Raw genomic sequence first — 22,299 nt, forward strand, 5'->3', positions numbered from 1 at the left:
TGTCAGCCCGCGCGGCGCCGATGCTCGCGCTTCAGGCGGCGTGCGGTGCGCCAGGCGATCCAGAGCTTGCGGATCGGGGTGAGCCGCACCCGGTGCTCGAGTACGCGAAAGCCGTCGTCCTCGATCTCGTCGAGCAGGGTGCGGTAGATCGCCGCCATGATCAGTCCGGGGCGCTGGGCGTAGCGGTCGGCATCGGGAAGGTGCTCCTCGGCGCGGTCGTAGTAGAGCCGGGCCCGTTCCGCCTGTTCCGCGAACAGGGCGCGGTGGCGGTCGGCGGTAATGTTGACCTGGAATTCCTCGGGTTTTACGCCGTGCTTGTGCAGCGCGTCCATCGGGATGTACACGCGGCCGCGCATGGCATCCTCGTGGACGTCGCGCAGGATGTTGGTGAGTTGCAGCGCCATGCCGAGGTCGTGGGCGTATTTCAGCGTGCGACGGTCGCTGTAGCCGAAGATGTGGGCAGACAGGATGCCCACGACGCTGGCCGCGCGATAGCAGTACAGCGACAGCGTCGTGAAGTCCGGGTAACTGTCGTAGTCGAGATCCATCTGCATGCCGTCGATGATCTCGTCGAAGTATTCGCGACCGAGATCGAACGCGGCGATGTGGGGCTGCAGTGCCTGGGTGATCGGGTGGCGGGGTTCGGCCTCGAACAGGCGCTCGATCTCCTGGCGCCACCAGTCGAGCTTGGTGCGGGCGATGCTCTCCTCGCTGACCTCGTCGACGATGTCGTCCACCTCGCGGCAGAAGGCGTACAGCGCGGTGATCGCGCGACGGCGATCCGGCTCCAGGAAGCGGAACGCGTAGTAGAAGCTGGAGCCGCTCCGGGCGGCCTTCTCCTCGCAATATTCGTCGGGGGACATGCGCTCTCGCGTGGCGGCTGTCGAACAGGGAGGGAAGGCTAGCACAGGCAGCGCGAAGGGCGGGAGATGGCCCCCGAAAGCGGATTGTTGACCTGTATCAAGCCGGGTACCGGGGTCTGGCCGTAGCCTGTCGGACTCCGAAGCCGTAAATCGGCGGAGCATGCCCGAGGGGGGACCCGATGGAACAACGCCTGGTATTTGATCCGGAGATCCTGCGTCGCTACGACGTGAGCGGGCCCCGCTACACGTCGTATCCCACCGCCCCCCAGTTTCACGAGGGCTTCGACGACCGGGTGTATGCCGAGGCGGCGCAGGCGACCAACGGGGCGGAACCGGCGCGCCCGCTGTCGCTGTACGTACATGTCCCATTCTGCGACACGGTCTGCTTCTATTGCGCCTGCAACAAGGTGATCACCGGTAATTACCAGCGCGCGCAGCGCTATCTTCACTATCTGGAGCGCGAGGCCGAGTTGCAGGGCGAGCTGTTCGATCGGGATCGCCGGGTGGGGCAGCTGCATTTTGGCGGTGGCACGCCGACCTATCTCGGGGACGAGGATCTGCGTCGGGTCATGGAGACACTGGGCCGCCACTTCCGGCTCGATGACAGTGACGCGCGTGAATTCTCCATCGAGATTGATCCGCGCGCAGTCCGCCCCGGCACCATCCCGCTCCTGGGCGAGTTGGGGTTCAACCGCATCAGCCTCGGGGTGCAGGATTTCGATCCGGACGTGCAGCGGGCGGTGAATCGCATTCAGCCCTTCGAGGTGACGGCGAAGGCCGTTGAACAGGCCCGGGCCAATGGTTTCGAGTCCACCAACTTCGATCTGATCTACGGCCTGCCGCTGCAGACGGTGGAGACCTACACCCGCACCCTGGAACGCGCCCTCGAACTGCGGCCGGAGCGCCTGGCGATCTACAACTACGCGCATCTGCCGCAGATGTTCAAGACCCAGCGCCAGATCCGCGAGGCCGACCTGCCCGATGCCGCGGAAAAGCTCGCCATCCTCGAGACCACGATCAAGCGGCTGACCGATGCCGGCTATGTCTACATTGGCATGGATCACTTCGCCCTGCCGGACGACGAACTGGCCGAGGCGCAGCGAGCCGGTACCCTGCAGCGGAATTTCCAGGGGTATTCCACGCGCGCGGAGTATGACCTGGTGGCACTGGGGCCGACGGCCATCGGGAAGGTCGGCGCGACCTACAGCCAGAACCTGCGCGAGCTGGACGCCTACTATGCGCGCCTGGATGCCGGTCGCCTCCCGGTCTTTCGCGGCCTGGAGCTGAGTGCCGACGACCGCTTGCGGCGGGACGTGATCAGCGAGTTGATGTGCCACTCCCGGATCGACTTTGCCGCGATCGAGGCGCGCCACGGGATCGTCTTCGGCGAGGTGTTCGGCGATGCCCTGCAGCGGCTGCGGGGCATGGAGGCCGACGGCCTGGTGCGCATCGCAAGTGGGCGTCTGGACGTGCTGCCGCGCGGCCGCCTGCTCCTGCGCAACGTGGCCATGGCCTTCGACGCCTACCTGGCCACCGAAGGCCAGCAGCGCTACAGCAGGGTGGTTTAGCGCGCCCGTGCGCGCCGGCGCGGACGCAGGCTGTGGCTCAGGATGATCCAGGCGTCGCGGGTGCGCAGGCGCGGGCGGGCGAAGACGTCATCCTGCTGGCGCAGGCGCCAGAGGATGCGAGCGCCGCCGTTGATGATGGCCCGGATTTCCAGTCCCATGCGCCCGCGCAGCATGCCGCCCAGGGGCGCGCCGGCCCGCAGCAGGCGGTCGGCACGGGCGTACTGGAACTGCATCAGGTTGCGTAGCTGGAAGGTGGTCTTTCCGGCTGCGAGCATTGCCTCGGTGACGCCGTACTGGTCCATCTCTTCCTGCGGCAGGTAGATCCGGTTGTTCTCCTGAAGGTCCTGCTGCAGGTCCTGGTAGAAGTTGATCAGCTGCAGGGCGGAGCAAATCGCATCCGAATGGCCCAGCATCTCCTCGGTGGGATCACCATTGAGGTGCAGCAGCAACCGGCCGACGGGGTTGGCCGAACGCCGGCAGTAGTCGATCACCTCGCCGAAGGTGGCGTAACGGGTTTGTTCGAGGTCCTGCAGAAAGGCGTCGATCAGGTCGGAGAACGGTGCCGCCGGGAGGTTGAAGCGTGCGCGGGCGTCGGCCAGTGCGATCCACTCCGGCTCGTGTTCGGCGGCCGGGTCCTCCAGGATCTGGACGCGTTCCTGCATTGCCAGCAGGGCCTGGCGCCGTTCGGCGACCGGGCGCGGGTCCTCGTCGGCCAGGTCATCGGCATCGCGGGCAAAGCAGTAGATCGCCGCGACCGGCCCGCGCAGGCGTCCGGGCAGCAGCCAGGAGGCGACGGGGAAGTTCTCGTAATGCGCCGCGGCGCGCTGGCGGCAATGGCGGTAGGCCGAACGGACATGGGCCGACATCGCGACTCAGGCCTCCTGGCCGCAGCGCGGGAGGGTGGGAACGGACGGCTCAGCCTGCAAGGCTGCGCTCCGGGGCGGGGGTGCCGGCGTACCAGGACCAGAAATCCCCCGGTTCCTCCAGGGCGGCATCGGCGCCCCATTGATCCGGGCGTTGGTCGGCATTGATGTAGCCCCAGTTGGCGATCAGCGTGGCCATGCCGGCGGCCCGCCCGGCGGCGATGTCGCGTTCGGCGTCGCCCCAGTAGCAGTGGCGTTCCGGGGGCAGGCCGGTCTGGCGTGCTGCCAGCCACATGGGCTCCGGGGCGGGCTTGCGCTGCGGCAGGGTGTCGCCGCTGACCACGGCCGCCATGCGCGAATGCAGCCCGAGGGCCTCGAGCAGCGGATCGGTGAGCCAGCCCGGCTTGTTGGTAACCACTCCGAGAGACCAGCCGCGGGCCTCGCAGGCGTCCAGCAGCTCCGCCAGTCCGGGAAACAGGGCGGTGGCCCGGCACAGGTCGCGGGCGTAGATCTCCAGGTAGCGCTTCTTGAGATGCTCGGCAAAGGTGGGATCGGCGTCCGGGAAGGCGAGATCCACCAGGGCCCGGGAGCCGTGGGAGACAAAGTTACGCACGACCTCGAACGCCAGCGGCGCCCGGTCGTGTTCGGCCATCAAGGTGACCAGCGCCGCATGCATGTCCGGGGCGGTATCCAGCAACGTCCCGTCGAGGTCGAACAGGACCGATCCGAGATCGCGGGTCATCCGTCGCTGCCGGCGTCGCCCCGACGGGCGGCCATCAGGTAATTCACGTCGGTGCGGGCGACCAGGCGATAACGCCCGCTCAGGGGCGAATAGGTCAGGCCGGTCATCGCGGTGACCTCGAAGCCGTGACGGCGCAGGGCGGCGCCCAGTTCGGAGGGGCGGATGAAGCGGCCGTATTCATGGGTGCCGGTGGGCAACATGTGCAGGATGTATTCCGCCCCGACGATCGCCTCGGCGAAGGCGCGTGGCGTGCGGTTGATGGTGGACAGGAACAGCCAGCCGCCGGGGCGCACGAGCTTTACCAGTGCGTCGATGACCGCGTCCGGATCGGGTACGTGTTCCAGCATCTCCAGGCAGGTCACCACATCGTAGTCACCGGCGTGATGTTCGGCGTGCGCCTCGGCGGTGGTGTGCAGGTAGTGGATCTCCAGCCCGGCTTCTGTCGCGTGTTCGCGGGCGACCTCCAGGTGTTCGGCGCCGGCGTCCAGTGCGGTGACCTGCGCGCCGCGCACGGCCATTGCCTCGGAGAGGATGCCGGCGCCGCAGCCTACGTCCAGTACCTTCTTGCCGGCGAGGTCGGCCTGACCGTCGATCCACTTCAGGCGCAGCGGGTTGACCGCGTGCAGCGTTGCGAACGGGCCCTGGGGGTCCCACCACTCGTGCGCCCGGTGCGTGAACTTGTGGATCTCGGCGCTATCGACGTTCGTGTGCGCCTGGGAATGGGACTGCGGCTCGGTATGGGATTGGGGGCTCATGGGGTCGGTCTCGCTCAGGGAAACACTGATTAATGTACACGCTCGCGCTCGAGTCGCTTTTGCGTGCGAACAAGGCGCGGTGACTGCCGTGCAGTCATTCTGCACAAGGGAACCGCAACGCCGTTCCCACGCAAAAGAGGCCGAGCCCCTTGGGGTTGGTACCCCAGGTTCCCAGATCCTGCGTTGCGGCCCTTGCCGGTAGAACCACTACCGGCTGCGCACCGCGCCTTGTCTCGGAAAACCTGGGGTACCAACGCGAGCGTGTACATCAATCAGTGTTTCCCTCAGGCAATGGGCGGCTGGGTTTCCAGCACCCGGATGCGCCAGTAATCGGCTTCGGCGCGGAGGTCCTGCGGGTCCAGCGTAAGCAGTTCGCGGTTGCGGAGCAACGGCCGGCCGGCCACGTAGACATCGCGCACGGCATCGCGGGTTGCGGCGTACACGATCTGCGCGCTGGGATCGTGTGCGGGCTGCAGTTCCAGGGCCTGCAGGTCCACTGCGACCACATCGGCCTGCTTGCCGGGTTCCAGCGATCCGATTCGATCCGCCAGCCCCAGGGCCCTGGCACTCCCGAGCGTGGCCATTTCCAGCGCGGCGGTGGCGGGCAGGGCGGCGGCATCGCCGCTGACGCCCTTGGCGAGCAGCGCGGCGGTGCGCATCTCCCCGATCATGTCGAGGTCGTTGTTGGAGGCGGTGCCGTCGGTGCCCAGGGCCACGTTGATGCCGGCGTCCTGCAAGCGTGTGACCGGACAGAAGCCGGAGGCCAGTTTCAGGTTCGACTCCGGGCAGTGGGCGATGGACACCGGGCGGTCGCGCAGCAGATCCAGGTCCGACGCGTCCACCTGGGTCATGTGCACGGCAATGAAGGGCTGGTCCAGCATGCCGAGGCGCGTCAGGCGGGCGAGGGGGCGCTCGCCCTGTTCGCGCAGGGCGTCGGCCACCTCGCTGGCCGTCTCGTGGACGTGCATATGGATGGGCGCGTTCAGCTCGCGGGCCCGTTCGGCGACACGTTCCAGGCTCGCGTCGCCAACGGTGTAGGGCGCGTGCGGGGCCACGTTGAACGCGATCCTGTCATGCTGACCCCAGGAGGCCACCACATCGGCGCCGCGCTGGAAGTACTCGTCGGGGGTGCTGGCCCAGGGGGTGGGGAAATCGAAGACGGTCAGGCCCAGCGAGGCGCGGATCCCGGTCTCGTCGACCACTCGCGCGGCATCCTCCACAAACAGGTACATGTCGCTGAAGCAGGTCGTGCCACCCCGCAGCATCTCGGCGACGGAGAGCCGGGTGCCGGCGCGCACGAACTCGGGCGAGAGCAGCCGCCCCTCGGCCGGCCAGATATAGCCCTTGAGCCATTCCATCAGCGGGCGGTCGCTGCCGATGCCACGCAGCAGACTCATCCCGGAGTGGGTGTGGGCGTTCACCAGGCCGGGGATCAGGATCTGTCCGGGGTGATCGCGGTACACGGCCTCGGGATGGTTGGCGCGCGCGGTCGCCTGTGGCTCGATTGCGTGGATCGTTCCGTCGCGGATGATCAGAGCGTGGTCTTGCAGGAGGGTGTCGCGGGGGACAACCGGAAGGATCTGTGGAGCGGCGAGGATCAGCGTCTGGGCATTGCTCATGGCGGACGGTCTGCGCGTGGGTCAGGGTCGCGCATGGTACCCGAAAGGGGCGGCATTGCGCCGCCCCGGGTCGCCGTGAAGATTACAGGCGGTTGATCGCGAACCGGCCGGGGCCGGTCAGGGCCAGGGCGATTGCCGCGAACAGGAACATGCCCTGAAGTTCGAGGGCCCAGCCGCCATGGCTGGTGAGTTCGAAGACCTCGTGGGTATGCGCCAGGACAATGGCGAAGACCATGTTGATGGCAATGATCACGGCGCCAATGCGGGCATACAGGCCGATGATCACGAGGATCGGAGCAAGAATCTCGCCGATATAGACGCCGTAGGCAAGGATGGCCGGCAGCCCCGCATTGGTCAGCATGCCTTCGATGCCGCTGACACCGCCGCTGATCTTGTCGATGCCGTGCAACAGGATCATGATCCCGAGGGCCAGGCGCAGGATGAGCTTGCCACTGTCGTCTAGCATGTTGTCCATCTCCATTTTCTCCTTGTCGTGCTGCGGATCGACGTCCGCGGTGGGTGCGGTCGGGCCTGTGCCCGACCGGGTTCGCCCCCGGACGATGTCCGGCGAGGGCATGTAGACCCTTCGGTAGCTGCCCGCAGAGGGTCAGCCGGCGTTGCGCCCCAGGCACTGGGCCCGAGTGACCTCGGCCACGTGACGCCCCTGCGAGGCGGCCATGCCCAGTTCGTTTTCGCTCGGCTGGCGCGAGCCGTCGCCGTCGGCCAGCGTGGTCGCCCCGTAGGGTGTGCCGCCGGAGACCTCGCTGACATCGAGCAGGCGCTTCTCGGTGTAGGGTAGACCAACCACGGTCATGCCGAAGTGCAGGAGATTGACGATGGTGGAGACCAGCGTCGTCTCCTGGCCCCCGTGTTGCGACGCGGTGGATCCGAAGACGCTGCCGACCTTCCCGACCAGCTTGTCGCCGAACCACAGGGCCCCGGTCTGGTCGAGAAAGTTCGCCATCTGCGCGGCCATCCGGCCGAAACGGGTCGGGGTGCCGATGATGATGGCGTCGTAGTCCGCCAGCTCTTCCGGCCTGGCGATGGGCGCGGCCTGGTCGAGCTTGGCGCCCGCGTTGCGGGCCACCTCGTCCGGCATCAGCTCGGGTACGCGCTTGATGGTTACTTGGGTATCCGGGACCTCCCGGGCGCCCTGGGCGACGGCCTCGGCCATCTGCTCGATGTGGCCCCAGGTGGAGTAGTACAGGATCAGGATCTTGGTGCTCATGTTCGACGTGCCTCCGCTCGTCAGGAATGGATTACCCGGTACCATAGATCCGATTTATACGAATGAAAATGCCGAAAATCGGCCTTTCATATTCGATTAAATCGAACAGTTAGTGATTCGCGGCCGGGTGGCCATTGCCGGACTGGCGCAGCACCAGTGCCTCGAGCGTTGCCAGGGTGTCGGGGTGGCCGTACAGGTAGCCCTGGAAATGGCGACAGCCAAGGCCGAAGAGGAAGGCGCGCTGCTGGTCGTTCTCCACGCCCTCGGCGATCACGTCGAGGTCGAGGGTGTGGGCCAGATTGACCACCATCTGCGCGATGGCGGCGTCATTCGGGTCGTCCAGCACATCGCGGACGAAGGACTGGTCGATCTTGAGCTGCGCCAGAGGGAGGCGCTTGAGGTAGGCGAGCGACGAGTAGCCGGTGCCGAAGTCGTCGAGGGAGAACTCGATCCCCAGGGCGCGCAGCTCCTCGATATGGGCGATCACGGTCTCCACGTTCTCCAGAAGCATGCTCTCGGTCAGTTCGAGCTTCAGGCGTTCCCCGGGGGCACCGGTCTCTTCGAGGACATGGGCCAGGTCGCGCACGAAGTGGCGGTGGCGGAACTGGCGGGCGCTGACGTTGACCGAGAGTGTCAGGTCGCGGAACGCGGGCTGGTGTCGCCAGGCGGCCAGTTGTCGGCAGGCGGCGCGCATCACCTGGCGTCCGATCGGGACGATCAGGCCGGTCTGTTCGGCCAGCGGGATGAATTCGCCGGGCGAGATCGCCCCGCGGGTGGCATGCATCCAGCGGAGCAGGAGCTCGGCGCCAATGACGCGTCCGGAGGCATCCACCTGGGGCTGGAAGTGCACGCTGAAGTCGTCGCCGTCGAGGGCATGGCGCAACTCGCTTTCGAGTTCGAAGCGGGCCTCCACGGCACGGTGCAGGGCGGGGTCGTAGAAGCGCACGGTGTTGCGGCCGGCGTTCTTCGCCCGATACATCGCGAGGTCGGCCTGCTTCAGGATCTCTTCCACGCCGAGGCTGCGCCCGCTGAACAGGGTGGCCCCGATACTCGGGGTGATGTGGCGTTTCTGGCCGGCCAGCTCGAAGGGCTCGCGCAGGATGTCGATCAGCTTGCGCCCGACCGCCTCGGCCTGGCTGGCGGCGCGCGCCGGGTCCGCGTGGAGATCGTTGAGGATGACCACAAACTCGTCGCCGCCGAGCCGGGCCAGGGTGTCCGCCTCGCGGACCGAGTCCTGCATGCGCTCGGCGACCTGGCGCAGCAGGTCGTCGCCCACGGCGTGTCCGAGGGTGTCGTTGATGTCCTTGAAATTGTCGAGATCGATGAACAGCAAGGCGCCATGCACGTGGTTGCGCTCCGTGTTGCCGAGCGTCTGGCCCAGGCGGTCATGCAGCAGGGTGCGGTTGGGCAGGTGGGTCAGCCCGTCGAAGAAGGCCAGACGGCGGATCTCGTCCTCGGCCTGTTTGCGATCGGAGATGTCGGTCATCGTGCCGAACGTGGCCATGACCTGCCCGTGATCGTCGAAGCGGGCGCTGGCGTAGACGCTGACCCAGCGGATGTCTCCGTCCCGGGTGCGCAGACGGATCTCCTCGGACTGGGCGTGGGAACCGCCCTCCAGCAGCGTGGCGCAGAAGCTGCGCGCGTCGTCGTGGTCCTCGGGTGCGACGAAGTCGCACATCGGGCGCCCCAGGGTCTCTTCCACGCTGAAGCCGGTCAGGTTCTCCCAGGCCGGGTTCAGCAGGGTCCAGCAGCCATCCGCGTCGGTCCGGAAGATCACCTCGGAGATATGGTCGACCACGTCGCGGTAGCGATTCTCGCTCTCGGCCAGGGCATCGGTGGTGCGCCGGTGGCTGGTGATGTCCAGTGTCAGCCCGCGCAGGCTTTCGCGGCCGTCGGCATCCGTGGCCCAGGAGAGAATGTCGCGCAACCAGATCCACTGGCCGTCGCGATGGGCAAAGCGGTAGTCCACGGTGCGCGACTGGCGCCGGCTCTCGCGGGCGGCGTTCTGGACTCGCGGCAGGTCGCTCGGATGGATATGGCGGGCCCGCAGTTCGCCGCGGCCCAGGTTCCGGGCGGGGAACCCCAACAGGTGGCGGGTATCGCCGGCCACGAACTCCCATTCGTGGGTGGCGGGGTTGGCCTCCCACAGGATGGCATTGGCGCCCCCCAGCATGGACTCCAGTCGCGCGACCGAGCGGTTGAGCTGCTGGTTCTGCTGTTCCAGGGTGGCCTGGGTGGTGCCCAGATGGGCCGCGACATCGTTGAAGGTGCGCGCCAGGTCTCCGAACTCGTCGTGCGAACGCACCGGGATCCGGTGGTCCAGGTGGCCGGCCTCCAGGGCCTTGCCGCCCTGGTTCAGCAGGCGCAGGCGGCGGGTGATGATCAGGCTGAAGATGACGGCGGCGATCATCGACAGGAGCAGGACCACAAGGGCGAGCAGGACATTGCGTTCCAGCAGGTCGGCGGAGAGGGCGTCGATGGCGTCGGTGGAATAGCCAACCGCCAGGGTGCCGAGAGGCTGGCCGGCCAGTTCGATCTCGCGGAGGATCTCGATCTGTCCGGGGCTGGTACGGATGCCGTCGGAAGCGTCGGGGATCGCGTCCGGCGAGATGCCTACCGAGGCCATCGGCTGGTCCTGAGTGTCGAGCACCACGGCGTAGAGCACGTGGGAATCGTCCGCGACCAGGTCCAGCAGGTCCTGCAGCATGGCCGGGTCGGCGTAGGCCAGCCCGGGGGTCAGCGCGCTGGACAACAGGCGGCCCTGTTGCTCGGCAAAACGCTCGAGCATCTGCGACTGGTTTTGCTGCACCTGGGAGATGCCGCTGAACATCAGCACCGCCACCATCGCGACCTGGATCGCGACCGTGCCGATGATGATCTGCCAGGCGAAATTCAGGCGCATGCGGACCTGGTTCCGCCGCGTCCGGGCGAAACGGTCATGGACGGGCCGAAATCGGTGGGATCCAGGCCGGGCAGGGTCATGGGGATATCCGGGTCGCGTGCGCGCCAGTGTCTGGTGGCGCGACGGGAATGGTTGTTAACGCTCTTGATTCTACCGGACCAGGCAGTCGATGCCCATCGCAGACGGATCGGAGCGGGGGTTCTGCCGCTCAATCATCCGTGTTCCCGAGGGAGGGCAGTTTGCGCTGGTACGCCCTCTGGGCAAAAGGTCGAAAGTCGGTTTCCTCGACGGCCATGAAGCCCCGGTGCCGTATGCTGCGCAGTACCTGCTGGCCCCGGGGCGTGTCCTGAAGGGCGCGCAGACGTTCCGTCAGGTCCGGGGCGTCCGCAAGCAACTCCTGGCGGGCCAGCAGGGTCATTCCCGGAAAGCTGGGCGAGGCGGAAATGACCCGTACAAGGGTCCCGTCGCCGAGCGACATCGACATCGAAGGCGTCGCAGCGCGACGTTGCGTGTCGACCAGATCGCCATCCGTGACCAGAACCAGGCCTTCCGCCTCGCCACGGAGGAAGGTGGTGACGGCGGCGCTGTGATGATGATGGTGGCGGACGTTCGGCGGGCCAGATCCTTCTGGCCACACAATCTCCGAGAGCGTCTGACTCAGGAAGGCCGCGGCAAGGCTCTCCTGGAAGGGCGCCGCGATGCGGACGTTCGCGAGGTCCTCGACGGTGTGGATGTTTGACTCGGGTAGCACGGCTATCAGGATGGCCAACCGGTCCCGGGTCGCGGCAACAGGACGATAGTCTGTTTCCTCCGCGAGGATGGGTACCACGTGCGGTGACGTAAAGACCAGGTCGTAGCGTTCGGCGGAGAGCCTCCGGTGAAATACGTCGCGTGTGCGCGCCGATTCAATCCGGATGGGGACTCCAAGCTCCGTGGCTAGCCAGTCACGCAGTGGGGCATAGCGTTCAAACAGTGCTGGCGGACTGAGGAACGGCTGGATGCCCAGCACGCGCCCATCATCGGTCGCCTGAACCGGGACGGGGAGCGCCACGAGGGCCAGGAGTAGCCAGCCGAGGGCTGCACCGGCGTGCCGGGCGAGTCGCAGCGGTCGCCGGGATCGGGCTTGACTGGGTGGTAGCGTGACCATGTCGGCGCGCCCCCTCCGTACATGTGGCGGGTCTGGTATCGAGTAAAGCACGTCTGGACCCATGGAGCATCGGGCAGCCCGTTCGAATCCGGAAATCGGCAATCCGGGTGGACAACAAGCTGACGCTTTTGGGTGGCCGTCTGACGCCCGTTTTCGTGGCGGCCGTCAATAAATCGTCGAATAGGCCGCGAGGCCCGCCCGAATGCCGCAGACTCAACTGGCTTCTTTCTTGCTTCCCCGGGACTGTAGACACACGAGCGTGCCGCGGGTACGACAGGAGATTGCAGAATGGGGATGTTGGACCGGATTGCCGAGGCCCTGCTGGCCACGCTGCAGGGCCTCAGCCCGCTGACGGTCATCGGGTTTTTCGCGCTGCTGCTGTTCGGGCTGTTCCTCGCGGGACTGGCCGCAACGGCGCTGCGGCGGGCCGAGGCCCTGCAGGGCGCGGCGCCCGCGCTGCTGACGACACTGGGTATCCTGGGCACCTTTCTGGGTGTCGCCATCGGACTGCTGGATTTCGATGCGGCCCGGGTGGAGGCCAGCATACCCGCCCTGCTGGAGGGGCTTAAGCTGGCGTTCGTCACGAGTATCGTCGGCATCCTGCTGGCCGCGGTACTGCGCGTCGTCCAGGTGATGGCACCGGCACCGGCTGCATCGGGAAAGGCGGACCGTAGCGGCACGCCGGACGCGGAATCCGGCCAGGCCGCGCTGGCGGCGGAACAGCGTGACGCGTCGCTGGCCGTGGTGGAGGCGGTGCGCGCGCTGGATCAGCGCCTGGACGCCCGCCTGGAGCAGCAGCACCGCGAACTGACCCGGACCCTGGACGGCATGGCCGAGCGGATCACGGAGATGAGCAGCGGACACCTGGTCGAGGCCCTGGAACGGGTGATCCACGACTTCAATAACCGCCTGGGTGAGCAGTTCGGGGAGAATTTCCGGCGCCTCGATGATTCCGTGGCCCGCCTGGTGGAGTGGCAGGAGCAGTATCGTCAGCAGATGGACACGCTGCATCGCGCATTCGATCAGGCGCGGGCGGGGGTGGAGCAGACCGAGCAGACTCTGGAACGGATGACCGGCCAGGCGCTGCAGATTACCCGGCATGTGGAGGATCAGGAGTCGACCCTGTCCAGCCTGCGTCGCGAAACGGTGGAGCTGGAGGCGCTGCTGGGCAGTATCGCGGCGCTGCGCGACCGGGCCACCGAGGCCTTCCCGGCCATGGATGCGCGTCTGGAGGCCATGCTCGAGAGCATCGAGAACGCCGTTCAGGCGGGCCACGCGGCGGAGGGTCGCTGGAGCGGCGGACGCGCCGCTTCGGCGGTATCCGCGGGCGGGCGTAGCTGATGTTTGCCTGGCTGGCGCGTCGGCGTCGCCGCCGAGGGGCCGGTGGCGGGAGCGAGGCCGACCAGGGCTCGCACTGGCTGGCGGTCGCGGACCTGATGGCCGCGCTGATGATGATCTTCCTGTTTCTGGCCCTGCTGCACATGGTGCAGGTGGAGCGCGAGAGCGCGGCGCACACCGAGGTGCGAAACGAGGCGGCGGCACTGCGCGCGGCGATCTATTCGGTGCTGGAGGAAGAGTTTCGCGAGGACCTCCCGCGCTGGAACGCGGAACTGGACCGCGACAGCCTGACCCTTCGCTTCCGCGAGCCCGAGGTCCTGTTCGAGCGGAGCTCTGCGACCATACGCCCGCGTTTCGAGGCGATCCTGGCCGATTTCATGCCGCGTTACGCCGAGCAGTTGCGCCCGTTCGCCGAGGTGATCCGGGAGGTGAGGATCGAGGGCCATACCTCCAGCGAGTGGGCGGGAAGCGATGATGCGCTGGAGGCGTATTTCGGCAACATGGACTTGAGCCAGCGGCGCACGCGCGCGGTTCTGGAATACGCCTATCAGCTGGAGGCGCTGCAGGAGGCCGACTGGTTTCGCTCGCGGGTCGCGGCGGTCGGCCTGTCCTCCTCGCGGCGGGTGCTGGACGAGCAGGGCGAGGAGGACCGCCGGGCCTCGCGCCGGGTCGAGTTCAGTGTGCTGACCGACTTCGAGACGCGCCTGCTGGGCGATGCGCCCCCGGAGCCGGAACCTCTTCCTCTGGAGGCGCGCGGACGCTGAACCGCGCGGAGCCAGCCGACGATACGGTGCCTTGGCGAGGTCTCAGATCGCCTCGAGCAGGGCCTGACGCAGCCGGGCCTGATCTTCCTCGGGGAGCGCGCGGCGGCCGGGGCGACTGAGCAGGAAGCTGTCCTCGACCTGTTCGCCGGCGGTTGCAATGCGGGCCGTTCGAACGTCGATTCCCTGGTCCCCCAGGACATGCCCGATCGTGGACAAGAGACCCGGCCGGTCCAGGGCGCGCAGCCGCATGCGCGTGGCATGGCCGCCGGGGGCAGGCTCGAATTCGATCCGGGTGTCGACGTCGAAGTGCTTGAGCCGGCGCGGAAGCTGCCGGGAGGCCGGGTTGGGGATGCCGCCTTCGTGTCCGAGTGCGCGTTCGAGGTTCTGGCGGATCTCGTCGGCACGATAGCCGGCGTCCACGGTCTGTCCGCCACCGCTTTCGAGCACGAGGAAGGTGTCGAGCGTGCGCCCGCCCGCCGTGGTGATGATGCGGGCATCCACGATATCCAGCCCGAGCTGGGTCAGGGCGCTGGTGATCCGGGCAAAGATCTGCGGGTGATCATCGGCGTAGACAAAGATCTCGGTACTCCCGCGCGAGGTCTTGGGGCGCACCAGGATCAGCGGGAGGTCTTCCGGCTCCAGCGGGATCAGGGCCCGGGCATGCCAGGCGATCTCGTCGGCGGAGTGGCGCAGGAAGTATTCGTCGTCGAGTTCGTCCCACAACTGGCGCGCCTGGTCGGGTTCGAATCCCTGTTGCTGCAGCCGTTCGAGCGCCTCGGCGCGGGTCTTGCGGATCTGCTCGTCCATGTCCGGCGGGGTGTCGAGTCCCCGTTCGAGGACATTGCGGGTGGCGTGGTAGAGGGTCTGGAGCAGCGAATCCTTCCAGCTGTTCCAGAGCTCCGGGTTGGTCCCGCGGATGTCGGCGATCGTGAGCAGGTAGAGAAAATCGAGCCGCTCGCGGGTGGCCACCTCGCGGGCAAAGCCGAGGACGACCTCGGGGTCGGAGATGTCCTTGCGCTGGGCGGTCAGGGACATCAGCAAATGGGAACGCACCAGCCAGGCGACCAGGCCGGCGTCGGCATCCGAGAGGCCGTGCTGCTGGCAGAAGTGCAGGGCATCCTGTGCCCCCAGTTCGGAGTGGTCGCCGCCGCGGCCCTTGGCGATATCGTGAAACAGGGCCGCCAGCACCAGGCGCTCGGGCCGGTCCAGCTCGCTGTGGATCCGGTGGGCCAGCGGCTGTTCGTGGGCGAATTCCGGCAGTGCCAGGCGGCGCGCGTTGCGCACCACGTTCAGGGTGTGCTCGTCCACGGTGTAGGCGTGGAACAGGTCGTACTGCATGCGTCCGATGATGCGCCCGAAGGCCGGCAGGTAGTTGCCCAGCACCCCGTAGCGGTTCATGCGCCGGAGCTGGCTGGTAATGCCGCGCGGGGCACGCAGGATGGCCATGAACAGGTCGCGACAGACCGGGTTGCGACGGAAATGACCGTCGATCAAGTGCCGGTGGGCACGGATCAGGCGGATGGTGGACGCGCGAATGCCCTGGATCTCGGGATGATCCTGCAGCAGGCGGAAGACCTCCAGCAGGGCCGGTGGATAGATCATGAAGACCTGGTCGTGGGCGGCCTCGAGGTAGCCTCCGCGGATCTGGAAGCGCTGGTGGATGCGCACCGGATCCTGCAGGGCTTCGGGGTCGTCGAGGATGGCCTCGTTGAAGTGCTGCAGCAGCAGCTCGTTCAGGCGCTCGAGGTCGTTGATGGTGCGGAAGTAGCGCTGCATGAACTGCTCGACCGCCCGGTTGTGGTTCTGGTCGACAAAGCCGAAGGTGTTGGCCAGCTGGCGCTGCAGGTCGAACAGCAGGCGGTCCTCGCGTCGGCCGGAGAGCATGTGCAGGGCAAAGCGCACCCGCCAGAGGAAGTTCTGTCCCTCCATCATCTCGCGGAACTCGCCCTCGCGCAGGAAGCCCAGCGACACCAGCTCTTCGATGCGTTCGGCCCCGTAATGACGCTTGGTGACCCAGCCGATCATCTGGATGTCGCGCAGGCCGCCGGGGCCCTCCTTGACGTTCGGTTCCAGGCGATAGGCGGTCTCGCCGAAGCGACGATGACGGGCCTGCTGCTCCGCCAGTTTGGCGGCGTAGAAGCTGCGTGAGTCCCAGATGCGGTCGGGCTCGATGGCGCCGCGGAAGTCGTTGAACAGCCCCAGGTGGCCGGCCAGGTAGCGGGCCTCGATCAGGTTGGTCGCGACGGTGATGTCGTCGCGCGCCTCGCGGGTGCAGTCCTCGATGCTGCGCACGCTGTGACCGACCTCGATGCCGATATCCCAGAGGAAGGTCACGAAGTCACTGATGCGGTCGAAGCGGGCGCGGTCGTGCTCGCCCTCGAGGATGATCTGGATGTCGATATCGGAGGCCGGGTGCAGTTCCCCGCGGCCATAGCCACCGACCGCGATCAGGCAGAGCTGGTCGTCATCCGCGAGACCTTTCTGGGCCCAGATCAGCTTGAGTAGTTCGTCGATGCGCCGGGCATGCCCGTGGATCAGCTCCGCGATGGGCATGCCGTCCCGGAAGCCCTGGTATTGCTGCTCCAGGATGGCGCGCCGGCGGTCCCGGAACAGGGCGATGTTCCCCGGGTTGCGGCTGAGCCGCTGGTAGTCCTCGCCCCAGTCCGGGGTGAACGCGGGGGTATCGAGTTCGCCGGGGGTGCTGCCCGCAGGATTCATTGGAGCTCCGGAGGTTGGGCGGTTCGAATCAGCGGGAATTGGACGAGAAAGTCCGCGATCAGGCGGCGATCTCCTGCGGGGGTGTCTCGTCCTTGCGCAGGGTCAGGATCTCGTGGCCGTCGGCCGTCACCAGGATGGTGTGTTCCCACTGTGCCGAGGGGCTGTGGTCCTTGGTCACGGCGGTCCAGCCATCGGCCAGGATGCGCGTGTGGCGACGCCCGGCGTTGATCATGGGCTCGATGGTGAAGCACATGCCTTCTTCCAGTGTCATGCCGGTGCCCGGCTTGCCGTAGTGCAGGACCTGGGGATCCTCGTGGAAGCCGCGACCGATCCCGTGACCGCAGAACTCGCGCACGACCGAGCAGCGCTGGGCCTCTGCATATTCCTGGATGGCGTGCCCGATGTCGCCCAGGGTGGCACCGGGGCGCACCTGCTGGATGCCGAGGTACATGCTGGCCCGCGCGACGTCGATGACCCGCCGGGCCTGGATGCCGGCCTTGCCGATCACGAACATGCGACTGGTATCGCCATGGAAGCCGTTCTTGATGACCGTGATGTCGATATTGAGGATGTCGCCGTTCTTCAGCTTGCGGTCACCGGGAATGCCGTGACAGACCTGGTGGTTCACCGAGGTGCAGATCGACTTTGGAAAGCCGCGGTAGTTCAGCGGGGCCGGGATGGCGTCCTGGGTGTTCACGATGTAGTCGTGGCAGATCCGGTCCAGTTCCCCGGTGGTCACGCCAGCCTGCACGTGGGGCTCGATCATCTCGAGGACTTCGGCGGCCAGCCGGCCGGCGACGCGCATGTGTTCGATTTCTTCGGGGGTCTTGATGGAAACGGACATGAGGGCTCCCGCCGCGGCGCCCGGAGGGGCTCGGCGTTTGGTTCGGATAAGCGTCCTATGCTATAAAGCGCGCGCCTCGCTGGCAATTCGGCGGGGCCGGAAGCCGCCCTTTGCCGGGCCGGCATTCGAAACCTTAATCCACACACGTATCGGCACGGTCTGTCGGGTGCCCGCTCGCGAAGAAGATTCGGTTCGGGTTTCAGATCGGGATGCGTGGAGGCTCAACCCGTTACAGGAGAAAACTCATGTCCCTCGTGACTATGCGACAGATGCTGGAGGCCGGTGTGCACTTCGGCCACCAGACGCGTTACTGGCATCCCAAGATGGCCCCGTACATCTTCGGGGAACGCAACAAGATTCATATCATCAACCTCGAGAAGTCCCTGCCGATGTTCAACGATGCGTTGAACTTCCTCGGCAAGATCGCGGCCGACGGTGGCCAGATCCTGTTCGTCGGCACCAAGCGCTCGGCGCGTGATGTGGTGGCGGAAGAGGCGCGGCGCTGCGGCATGCCGCACGTCAGCCATCGCTGGCTGGGCGGCATGCTGACCAACTTCAACACGGTCAAGCAGTCGATCAAGCGCCTGAAGGACCTCGAGACGATGGACGCCGACGGCAGCTTCCAGGTCCTGAACAAGCGCGAGGCCCTGAGCCGCCGCCGCGAGAAGGACAAGCTGGACCGCAGCCTGGGCGGTATCAAGGACATGAACCGCATGCCCGACGCGATGTTCGTGATCGATGTCGGCTACGAGAAGATCGCCGTGGCCGAGGCGAAGAAGCGCGGCATCCCGGTGGTGGCCGTGGTCGATTCCAACCATTCCCCGGAAGGCGTGGACTACGTGATCCCGGGCAACGATGATGCGATGCGCGCGATCCAGCTGTACGTGGCGGCGATCGCCGATACCATCATCGAAGCCAAGGGCGCGGTCAGCACCGGCGGTGTGAGCGAAGAAGAATTCGCCGAACCGGCCGCTGCGGCCTCCACTGACGGTTCCGACACCGCGTCGCCCGCCAACCCCGCTTGATAACCGGGGTCGGTCGCCACGAAGGCGGCCGACCCGAGCATGATTCAGGAGCACGCAACGATGCAGATTACTGCTGCACAAGTGAAAGAACTGCGCGAGCGCACGGGCGCCGGCATGATGGAATGCAAGAAGGCCCTGACCGAGACCGGGGGTGACCTGGAAGCGGCCGTGGAGGCCATGCGCAAGTCAGGCATGGCCAAGGCCGACAAGAAGGCCGACCGGGTTGCCGCCGAGGGCCGCGTCGAGATTGCCAGCGAGGGTTCGCGCGCCGTGATCGTCGAGATCAACTGCGAGACGGACTTCGTCGGCAACGACGACAACTTCCGTGCCTTCACCGGGACGTGCGCCAAGGTGGCGCTGAACACCTCCGCCGATTCGGTGGAAGGCCTGATGGCCGAAACGGTCGATGGTCAGACCCTGGAAGAGCAGCGCACCCAGCTGATCGCCAAGGTCGGCGAGAATGTCCAGGTGCGTCGTTTCGAACGGATGTCGGCCGAAGGCGCGCTGGGTTTCTACCAGCACGGGGCCCGAATTGGCGTCCTGGTCGGCCTGAACGGCGGCGACGAGCAGCTAGCCAAGGACATCGCGATGCATATCGCGGCCAGCCACCCGGTATGCGTGGACGAGAGCCAGGTTCCGACCGAGATGCTCGACAAGGAACGCGCGATCTTCAAGGCGCAGGCCGAGGAGTCCGGCAAGCCCGAGAACATCATCGAGAAGATGATCGAGGGTCGGATTCGCAAGTACCTGGGCGAGATCACGCTGGTCGGCCAGCCGTTCGTGAAGGATCCCGACCAGACCGTGGGCCAGCTGCTGGAAAGCAAGGGGGCCTCCGTGTCCGGGTTTATCCGCTACGAGGTCGGCGAGGGCATCGAGAAGAAGACCGAGAACTTCGCCGAAGAGGTAATGGCCCAGGCGCGCGGCGCCTGAGGCAGCAGAACCCCGGGGCGGCCGCTTGATGCGGCCGCTTCCGGATAAAAGGCCAGAAAAATCTGGCGAGCGAGAATAAACGAGCCCGAGACAAGGAACCTCATGAGTCAGGACAGCCAGCCCGCGTACCGGCGCATCCTTCTGAAGTTGAGCGGGGAGGCCCTGATGGGCCAGCAATCCTACGGGGTTGACCCGGATGTCCTGGCGCAGGTGGCCGAAGAGGTCTCGGAGCTCTCCCGCATGGGGGTGGAAGTCGGCATCGTGATCGGTGGCGGCAACATCTTCCGTGGTGCGGGGCTGGCGCAGGGTGGTATGGATCGGGTGACCGGCGACCACATGGGGATGCTGGCGACCGTCATCAATGCCCTGGCGCTTCAGGATGCGATCGAACGGGCCGGACGCTTCTCGCGTGTGATGTCGGCGATCCGCATCAACCAGGTGTGCGAGGACTACATCCGCCGCCGTGCGGTGCGGCACCTGGAAAAGGGGCGCATCGTGGTGTTTGCGGCCGGTACCGGCAATCCGTTCTTCACCACCGATTCCGCGGCGAGCCTGCGGGCGATCGAGATCAACGCCGACATCATGATCAAGGCGACCAAGGTCGACGGGGTCTACGATGCCGACCCGGTGACCACGAAGGACGCCCGGCGCTACGAGCGCCTGACGTTCGACGACGCGCTGGAACAACGCCTGGGCGTGATGGACACCACGGCGCTGGTGATGTGCCGCGACAATGGCCTGCCGATTCGTGTAATGAACATGTTTGCCAGGGGCGACCTGCAACGGCTCGTGATGGGCGAGGCGGTTGGCACCCTGGTCGAGGGATCCCGCAATGAGTGACGCCACCATCAAGGATGCGCGCGAGCGCATGGACAAGAGCCTGGAAGCGCTGCGCAACGAGCTGTCGAAGATCCGCACCGGACGCGCCCACCCCACGCTGCTCGAGCACGTGCACGTGGAGTATTACGGCATGGAAGTGCCGATCAATCAGGTCGCGAACATCACGGCGGAAGACGCGCGGACGCTGGCCGTGGTGCCCTACGAGAAGGACATGGTGGGCAAGATCGAGAAGGCCATCATGACCTCCGATCTGGGGCTCAATCCGGCGAGCATGGGGACGACGATCCGGGTGCCGCTGCCGGCGTTGACCGAGGAACGTCGCCGCGATCTGGTCAAGGTCGTGCGCGCCGAGGCCGAGCATGCGCGGGTGGCCGTGCGCAATATCCGGCGGGATGCCAACAACGCCTTCAAGCAGCTGGTCAAGGACAAGGAAATGTCCGAGGACGACGAGCACAAGGCACAGGATCAGATCCAGAAGCTGACCGACGATCACATCGCCAAGGTGGATGCGATGCTCGCGGACAAGGAAGCCGAGCTGATGGAAGTCTGACCGGCGCCCGCGATGCCGGTTTCCAGTACACCCAGCGAGGCGTTGCCCGCGCATGTGGCCATTATCATGGATGGCAACGGGCGCTGGGCCGAAGCCCGTGGCCTGACTCGCTCCGAGGGGCACCGCGCCGGGCTGGAGGCCACGCGCCAGGCGGTTCGTTTCTTCGCCGAACAGGGCGTCGACACGCTGACTCTCTTTGCCTTTAGCAGCGAGAACTGGTCCCGGCCCCGCGACGAGGTCGAGGCCCTGTTCGAGCTGTTCGTGTCCGCCATCGAGGCGGAACTCCCGGAACTCGTCGAACGCGGCATTGCCCTGACCTTCATCGGTGATCGCGCAAGCTTTCCGCAGGATCTCCAGGCGCGCATGACTGAAGCCGAGCAGGCCTCCGCACGCAACGAACGCATGCGCCTGGTGGTGGCGCTGGGGTACGGCGGGCGCTGGGACATCCTCCAGGCGGCACGCCGCTGGGTCGCGGGCGGCGACGAAGCACCGGATCCCGAGGCCAGCTTCTCCGGGTATCTCAGCACCGCCGGGTTGCCGGACGTGGACCTGCTGATCCGCACCGGTGGCGAACGGCGGATCAGCAACTTCCTGCTGTGGCAGTCCGCCTACGCCGAGCTTCTGTTCATCGAGACCTTCTGGCCCGATGTCAGCACGGCCGAGCTTCAGGAAGGGCTGAGTTGGTATGCGCGCCGGCAGCGTCGGTTCGGTCGGGTGATAGCCAGCGCGGCGGGACCGGAGCCGGGCGAGGTGCCCAGTGCTTAGGCAGCGCATCCTGACGGCCTCCGCCCTGGGCCTGCCAGCCCTGGGCCTGGTGGCCTGGGGGCCCAATTGGGCGGTCCTCCTGCTGGTGTTGCTGGTCCTGGGTCTCGCGACCTGGGAGTGGGCCGGGCTGGCCGGGCTCGAGGGCGCGGCGCCGCGGGGGTCGCTGGTACTGGCAGTGGGCGCTCCGGTGCTCGCACTGGGCGTGGCGCCGGTCGCGGCTATGCACTATCTGATTCTCGGGCTGGCCCTGATTTGGTGGCTGGTCGTACTGCTGATCCTGCCGTTCTATCGCGAACACGAAGGGGAGGCGCACGGCCGGCGGGGGGCGCTCTTTGCGGTGGCGGCCATCGTGGCGCTGGTCCCGGCCGGGATGGCGCTGGTCTGGCTGCATGCCCTGGCGCCCCTGCTGGTGGTCTACCTGGTCGTGCTCGTCGGTCTGGCGGATACGGGCGCGTACTTTGCCGGCAAGACGTTCGGCCGGCATGCCCTCGCGCCCCATATCAGCCCCGGCAAGACCCGTGAGGGTCTATTCGGGGGGCTGTTGACCGTGCTGGCCTTCGCGATCGTGGGGGCGGGGGTGTGGGGGCTCGACCCGATGGATGCGCTGGTGTTCCTGCTGCTTTCAGTGCTGATCGGTCTGGTCTCGGTCGTGGGTGACCTCTTCGAGAGCATCCTGAAACGCGAGGCCGGAGCCAAGGACAGTGGTTCCTTGCTGCCCGGCCACGGGGGTATTCTGGACCGGTTCGACAGCATGGTTGCGGCGGCCCCCGTCTTTCTGGCCGGCTTGCTCTGGCTGGCGCTGGTCCCGATGCCGTCGGTGGCGGCGTAGCGCGAACGC

General features: G+C 66.7%; 20 protein-coding genes. 9 read left to right on the top strand and 11 right to left on the bottom strand.

Translation table 11 applies throughout. The features are described from left to right. Positions 1-2: 2 nt before the first annotated feature. Positions 3-863 carry a presqualene diphosphate synthase HpnD gene (gene hpnD / locus F817_RS0108420; protein WP_024327228.1) on the bottom strand — a complete coding sequence of 287 codons (861 nt, stop codon included), beginning with the start codon at positions 861-863 and terminating at the stop codon, positions 3-5. Between the two features lie 179 nt (positions 864-1,042). On the opposite strand from hpnD, the gene hemN reads away from it, so the two are divergent. Next, the gene (gene hemN, locus F817_RS0108425; RefSeq protein WP_024327229.1) at positions 1,043-2,431 is read left to right on the top strand and encodes an oxygen-independent coproporphyrinogen III oxidase; all 1,389 of its coding nucleotides are present in this window, start codon (positions 1,043-1,045) and stop codon (positions 2,429-2,431) included. Here the strand turns inward: hemN and hpnC are convergent. The 8 genes from hpnC to F817_RS0108465 form a co-directional block, all read right to left on the bottom strand. Next, positions 2,428-3,297: a squalene synthase HpnC gene (gene hpnC / locus F817_RS0108430; RefSeq protein WP_024327230.1), complete on the bottom strand. Its 870-nt coding sequence runs from the start codon at positions 3,295-3,297 to the stop codon at positions 2,428-2,430. The two genes, hemN and hpnC, sit on opposite strands and share 4 nt — an antisense overlap. Positions 3,298-3,346: 49 nt before the next feature. Beyond that, positions 3,347-4,036 (bottom strand): HAD-IA family hydrolase, encoded by a 690-nt coding sequence (locus F817_RS0108435; RefSeq protein ID WP_024327231.1) that lies wholly within the window; start codon positions 4,034-4,036, stop codon positions 3,347-3,349. Next, positions 4,033-4,791: a bifunctional 2-polyprenyl-6-hydroxyphenol methylase/3-demethylubiquinol 3-O-methyltransferase UbiG gene (gene ubiG / locus F817_RS0108440; RefSeq protein WP_024327232.1), complete on the bottom strand. Its 759-nt coding sequence runs from the start codon at positions 4,789-4,791 to the stop codon at positions 4,033-4,035. The genes F817_RS0108435 and ubiG overlap by 4 nt, the downstream gene beginning before the upstream one ends. A 284-nt stretch (positions 4,792-5,075) precedes the next feature. After that, complete coding sequence (locus F817_RS0108445; protein WP_024327233.1) at positions 5,076-6,410, bottom strand: TRZ/ATZ family hydrolase; 1,335 nt, start codon at positions 6,408-6,410, stop codon at positions 5,076-5,078. An 82-nt stretch (positions 6,411-6,492) separates the two neighbouring features. Continuing rightward, complete coding sequence (locus tag F817_RS0108450; RefSeq protein WP_024327234.1) at positions 6,493-6,885, bottom strand: DoxX family protein; 393 nt, start codon at positions 6,883-6,885, stop codon at positions 6,493-6,495. 132 nt (positions 6,886-7,017) lie between these two features. Continuing rightward, a complete protein-coding gene (gene wrbA / locus F817_RS0108455; RefSeq protein ID WP_024327235.1) occupies positions 7,018-7,638 on the bottom strand; it encodes an NAD(P)H:quinone oxidoreductase in 621 nt (206 codons plus the stop codon). A gap of 109 nt (positions 7,639-7,747) precedes the next feature. Continuing rightward, the gene (locus F817_RS0108460; RefSeq protein WP_024327236.1) at positions 7,748-10,540 is read right to left on the bottom strand and encodes an EAL domain-containing protein; all 2,793 of its coding nucleotides are present in this window, start codon (positions 10,538-10,540) and stop codon (positions 7,748-7,750) included. A 208-nt stretch (positions 10,541-10,748) separates the two neighbouring features. After that, complete coding sequence (locus F817_RS0108465; protein ID WP_231369398.1) at positions 10,749-11,549, bottom strand: phosphate/phosphite/phosphonate ABC transporter substrate-binding protein; 801 nt, start codon at positions 11,547-11,549, stop codon at positions 10,749-10,751. Between the two features lie 426 nt (positions 11,550-11,975). Here F817_RS0108465 and F817_RS0108470 point away from each other — a divergent pair, with 426 nt between their 5' ends. After that, a complete protein-coding gene (locus tag F817_RS0108470; protein ID WP_024327238.1) occupies positions 11,976-13,028 on the top strand; it encodes a hypothetical protein in 1,053 nt (350 codons plus the stop codon). Next, on the top strand, positions 13,028-13,789 hold the full coding sequence (locus tag F817_RS0108475; protein WP_024327239.1) for an OmpA family protein: 762 nt from the start codon (positions 13,028-13,030) through the stop codon (positions 13,787-13,789). The genes F817_RS0108470 and F817_RS0108475 overlap by 1 nt, the downstream gene beginning before the upstream one ends. 42 nt (positions 13,790-13,831) lie before the next feature. Here F817_RS0108475 and glnD read toward each other — a convergent pair whose 3' ends face one another. Further along, positions 13,832-16,507 (bottom strand): [protein-PII] uridylyltransferase, encoded by a 2,676-nt coding sequence (gene glnD, locus F817_RS0108480; protein WP_024327240.1) that lies wholly within the window; start codon positions 16,505-16,507, stop codon positions 13,832-13,834. A 58-nt stretch (positions 16,508-16,565) separates the two neighbouring features. Then, the gene (gene map / locus F817_RS0108485) at positions 16,566-17,351 is read right to left on the bottom strand and encodes a type I methionyl aminopeptidase (RefSeq protein ID WP_024327241.1); all 786 of its coding nucleotides are present in this window, start codon (positions 17,349-17,351) and stop codon (positions 16,566-16,568) included. Positions 17,352-17,596: 245 nt separating this feature from the next. On the opposite strand from map, the gene rpsB reads away from it, so the two are divergent. The 6 genes from rpsB to F817_RS0108515 all read left to right on the top strand — a co-directional run bounded on the left by rpsB (position 17,597) and on the right by F817_RS0108515 (position 22,290). Continuing rightward, positions 17,597-18,376, top strand: a complete 780-nt coding sequence (gene rpsB, locus F817_RS0108490; RefSeq protein WP_024327242.1) for a 30S ribosomal protein S2 — start codon at positions 17,597-17,599, stop codon at positions 18,374-18,376. Positions 18,377-18,436: 60 nt separating this feature from the next. Beyond that, entirely contained in the window at positions 18,437-19,306 is an 870-nt protein-coding gene (tsf, locus tag F817_RS0108495) for a translation elongation factor Ts (protein WP_024327243.1), read from the top strand. Between the two features lie 102 nt (positions 19,307-19,408). Next, entirely contained in the window at positions 19,409-20,146 is a 738-nt protein-coding gene (pyrH, locus tag F817_RS0108500) for a UMP kinase (protein ID WP_017941792.1), read from the top strand. Next, the gene (frr, locus tag F817_RS0108505) at positions 20,139-20,696 is read left to right on the top strand and encodes a ribosome recycling factor (protein ID WP_024327244.1); all 558 of its coding nucleotides are present in this window, start codon (positions 20,139-20,141) and stop codon (positions 20,694-20,696) included. The genes pyrH and frr overlap by 8 nt, the downstream gene beginning before the upstream one ends. A 12-nt stretch (positions 20,697-20,708) precedes the next feature. Next, positions 20,709-21,461 carry a polyprenyl diphosphate synthase gene (uppS, locus tag F817_RS0108510; protein WP_024327245.1) on the top strand — a complete coding sequence of 251 codons (753 nt, stop codon included), beginning with the start codon at positions 20,709-20,711 and terminating at the stop codon, positions 21,459-21,461. Then, positions 21,454-22,290, top strand: a complete 837-nt coding sequence (locus tag F817_RS0108515) for a phosphatidate cytidylyltransferase (RefSeq protein WP_024327246.1) — start codon at positions 21,454-21,456, stop codon at positions 22,288-22,290. Before uppS ends, F817_RS0108515 begins: the two co-directional genes overlap by 8 nt. Positions 22,291-22,299: the final 9 nt, after the last annotated feature.

The sequence above is a fragment of the Thioalkalivibrio sp. AKL19 genome, assembly GCF_000420165.1.
Taxonomy (GTDB): domain Bacteria; phylum Pseudomonadota; class Gammaproteobacteria; order Ectothiorhodospirales; family Ectothiorhodospiraceae; genus Thioalkalivibrio.

What these genes read in the sequence shown, in the direction of transcription:
- pyrH (WP_017941792.1), top strand. Translation starts at nt 19,409, where the DNA reads ATGAGTCAGGACAGCCAGCCCGCGTACCGGCGCATCCTTCTGAAGTTG.
- F817_RS0108450 (WP_024327234.1), bottom strand. Translation starts at nt 6,885, where the DNA reads ATGGACAACATGCTAGACGACAGTGGCAAGCTCATCCTGCGCCTGGCC.
- map (WP_024327241.1), bottom strand. Translation starts at nt 17,351, where the DNA reads ATGTCCGTTTCCATCAAGACCCCCGAAGAAATCGAACACATGCGCGTC.
- F817_RS0108460 (WP_024327236.1), bottom strand. Translation starts at nt 10,540, where the DNA reads ATGCGCCTGAATTTCGCCTGGCAGATCATCATCGGCACGGTCGCGATC.
- F817_RS0108475 (WP_024327239.1), top strand. Translation starts at nt 13,028, where the DNA reads ATGTTTGCCTGGCTGGCGCGTCGGCGTCGCCGCCGAGGGGCCGGTGGC.
- frr (WP_024327244.1), top strand. Translation starts at nt 20,139, where the DNA reads ATGAGTGACGCCACCATCAAGGATGCGCGCGAGCGCATGGACAAGAGC.
- rpsB (WP_024327242.1), top strand. Translation starts at nt 17,597, where the DNA reads ATGTCCCTCGTGACTATGCGACAGATGCTGGAGGCCGGTGTGCACTTC.
- hpnD (WP_024327228.1), bottom strand. Translation starts at nt 863, where the DNA reads ATGTCCCCCGACGAATATTGCGAGGAGAAGGCCGCCCGGAGCGGCTCC.
- hpnC (WP_024327230.1), bottom strand. Translation starts at nt 3,297, where the DNA reads ATGTCGGCCCATGTCCGTTCGGCCTACCGCCATTGCCGCCAGCGCGCC.
- F817_RS0108435 (WP_024327231.1), bottom strand. Translation starts at nt 4,036, where the DNA reads ATGACCCGCGATCTCGGATCGGTCCTGTTCGACCTCGACGGGACGTTG.
- glnD (WP_024327240.1), bottom strand. Translation starts at nt 16,507, where the DNA reads ATGAATCCTGCGGGCAGCACCCCCGGCGAACTCGATACCCCCGCGTTC.
- F817_RS0108445 (WP_024327233.1), bottom strand. Translation starts at nt 6,410, where the DNA reads ATGAGCAATGCCCAGACGCTGATCCTCGCCGCTCCACAGATCCTTCCG.
- ubiG (WP_024327232.1), bottom strand. Translation starts at nt 4,791, where the DNA reads ATGAGCCCCCAATCCCATACCGAGCCGCAGTCCCATTCCCAGGCGCAC.
- tsf (WP_024327243.1), top strand. Translation starts at nt 18,437, where the DNA reads ATGCAGATTACTGCTGCACAAGTGAAAGAACTGCGCGAGCGCACGGGC.
- wrbA (WP_024327235.1), bottom strand. Translation starts at nt 7,638, where the DNA reads ATGAGCACCAAGATCCTGATCCTGTACTACTCCACCTGGGGCCACATC.
- uppS (WP_024327245.1), top strand. Translation starts at nt 20,709, where the DNA reads ATGCCGGTTTCCAGTACACCCAGCGAGGCGTTGCCCGCGCATGTGGCC.
- F817_RS0108470 (WP_024327238.1), top strand. Translation starts at nt 11,976, where the DNA reads ATGGGGATGTTGGACCGGATTGCCGAGGCCCTGCTGGCCACGCTGCAG.
- hemN (WP_024327229.1), top strand. Translation starts at nt 1,043, where the DNA reads ATGGAACAACGCCTGGTATTTGATCCGGAGATCCTGCGTCGCTACGAC.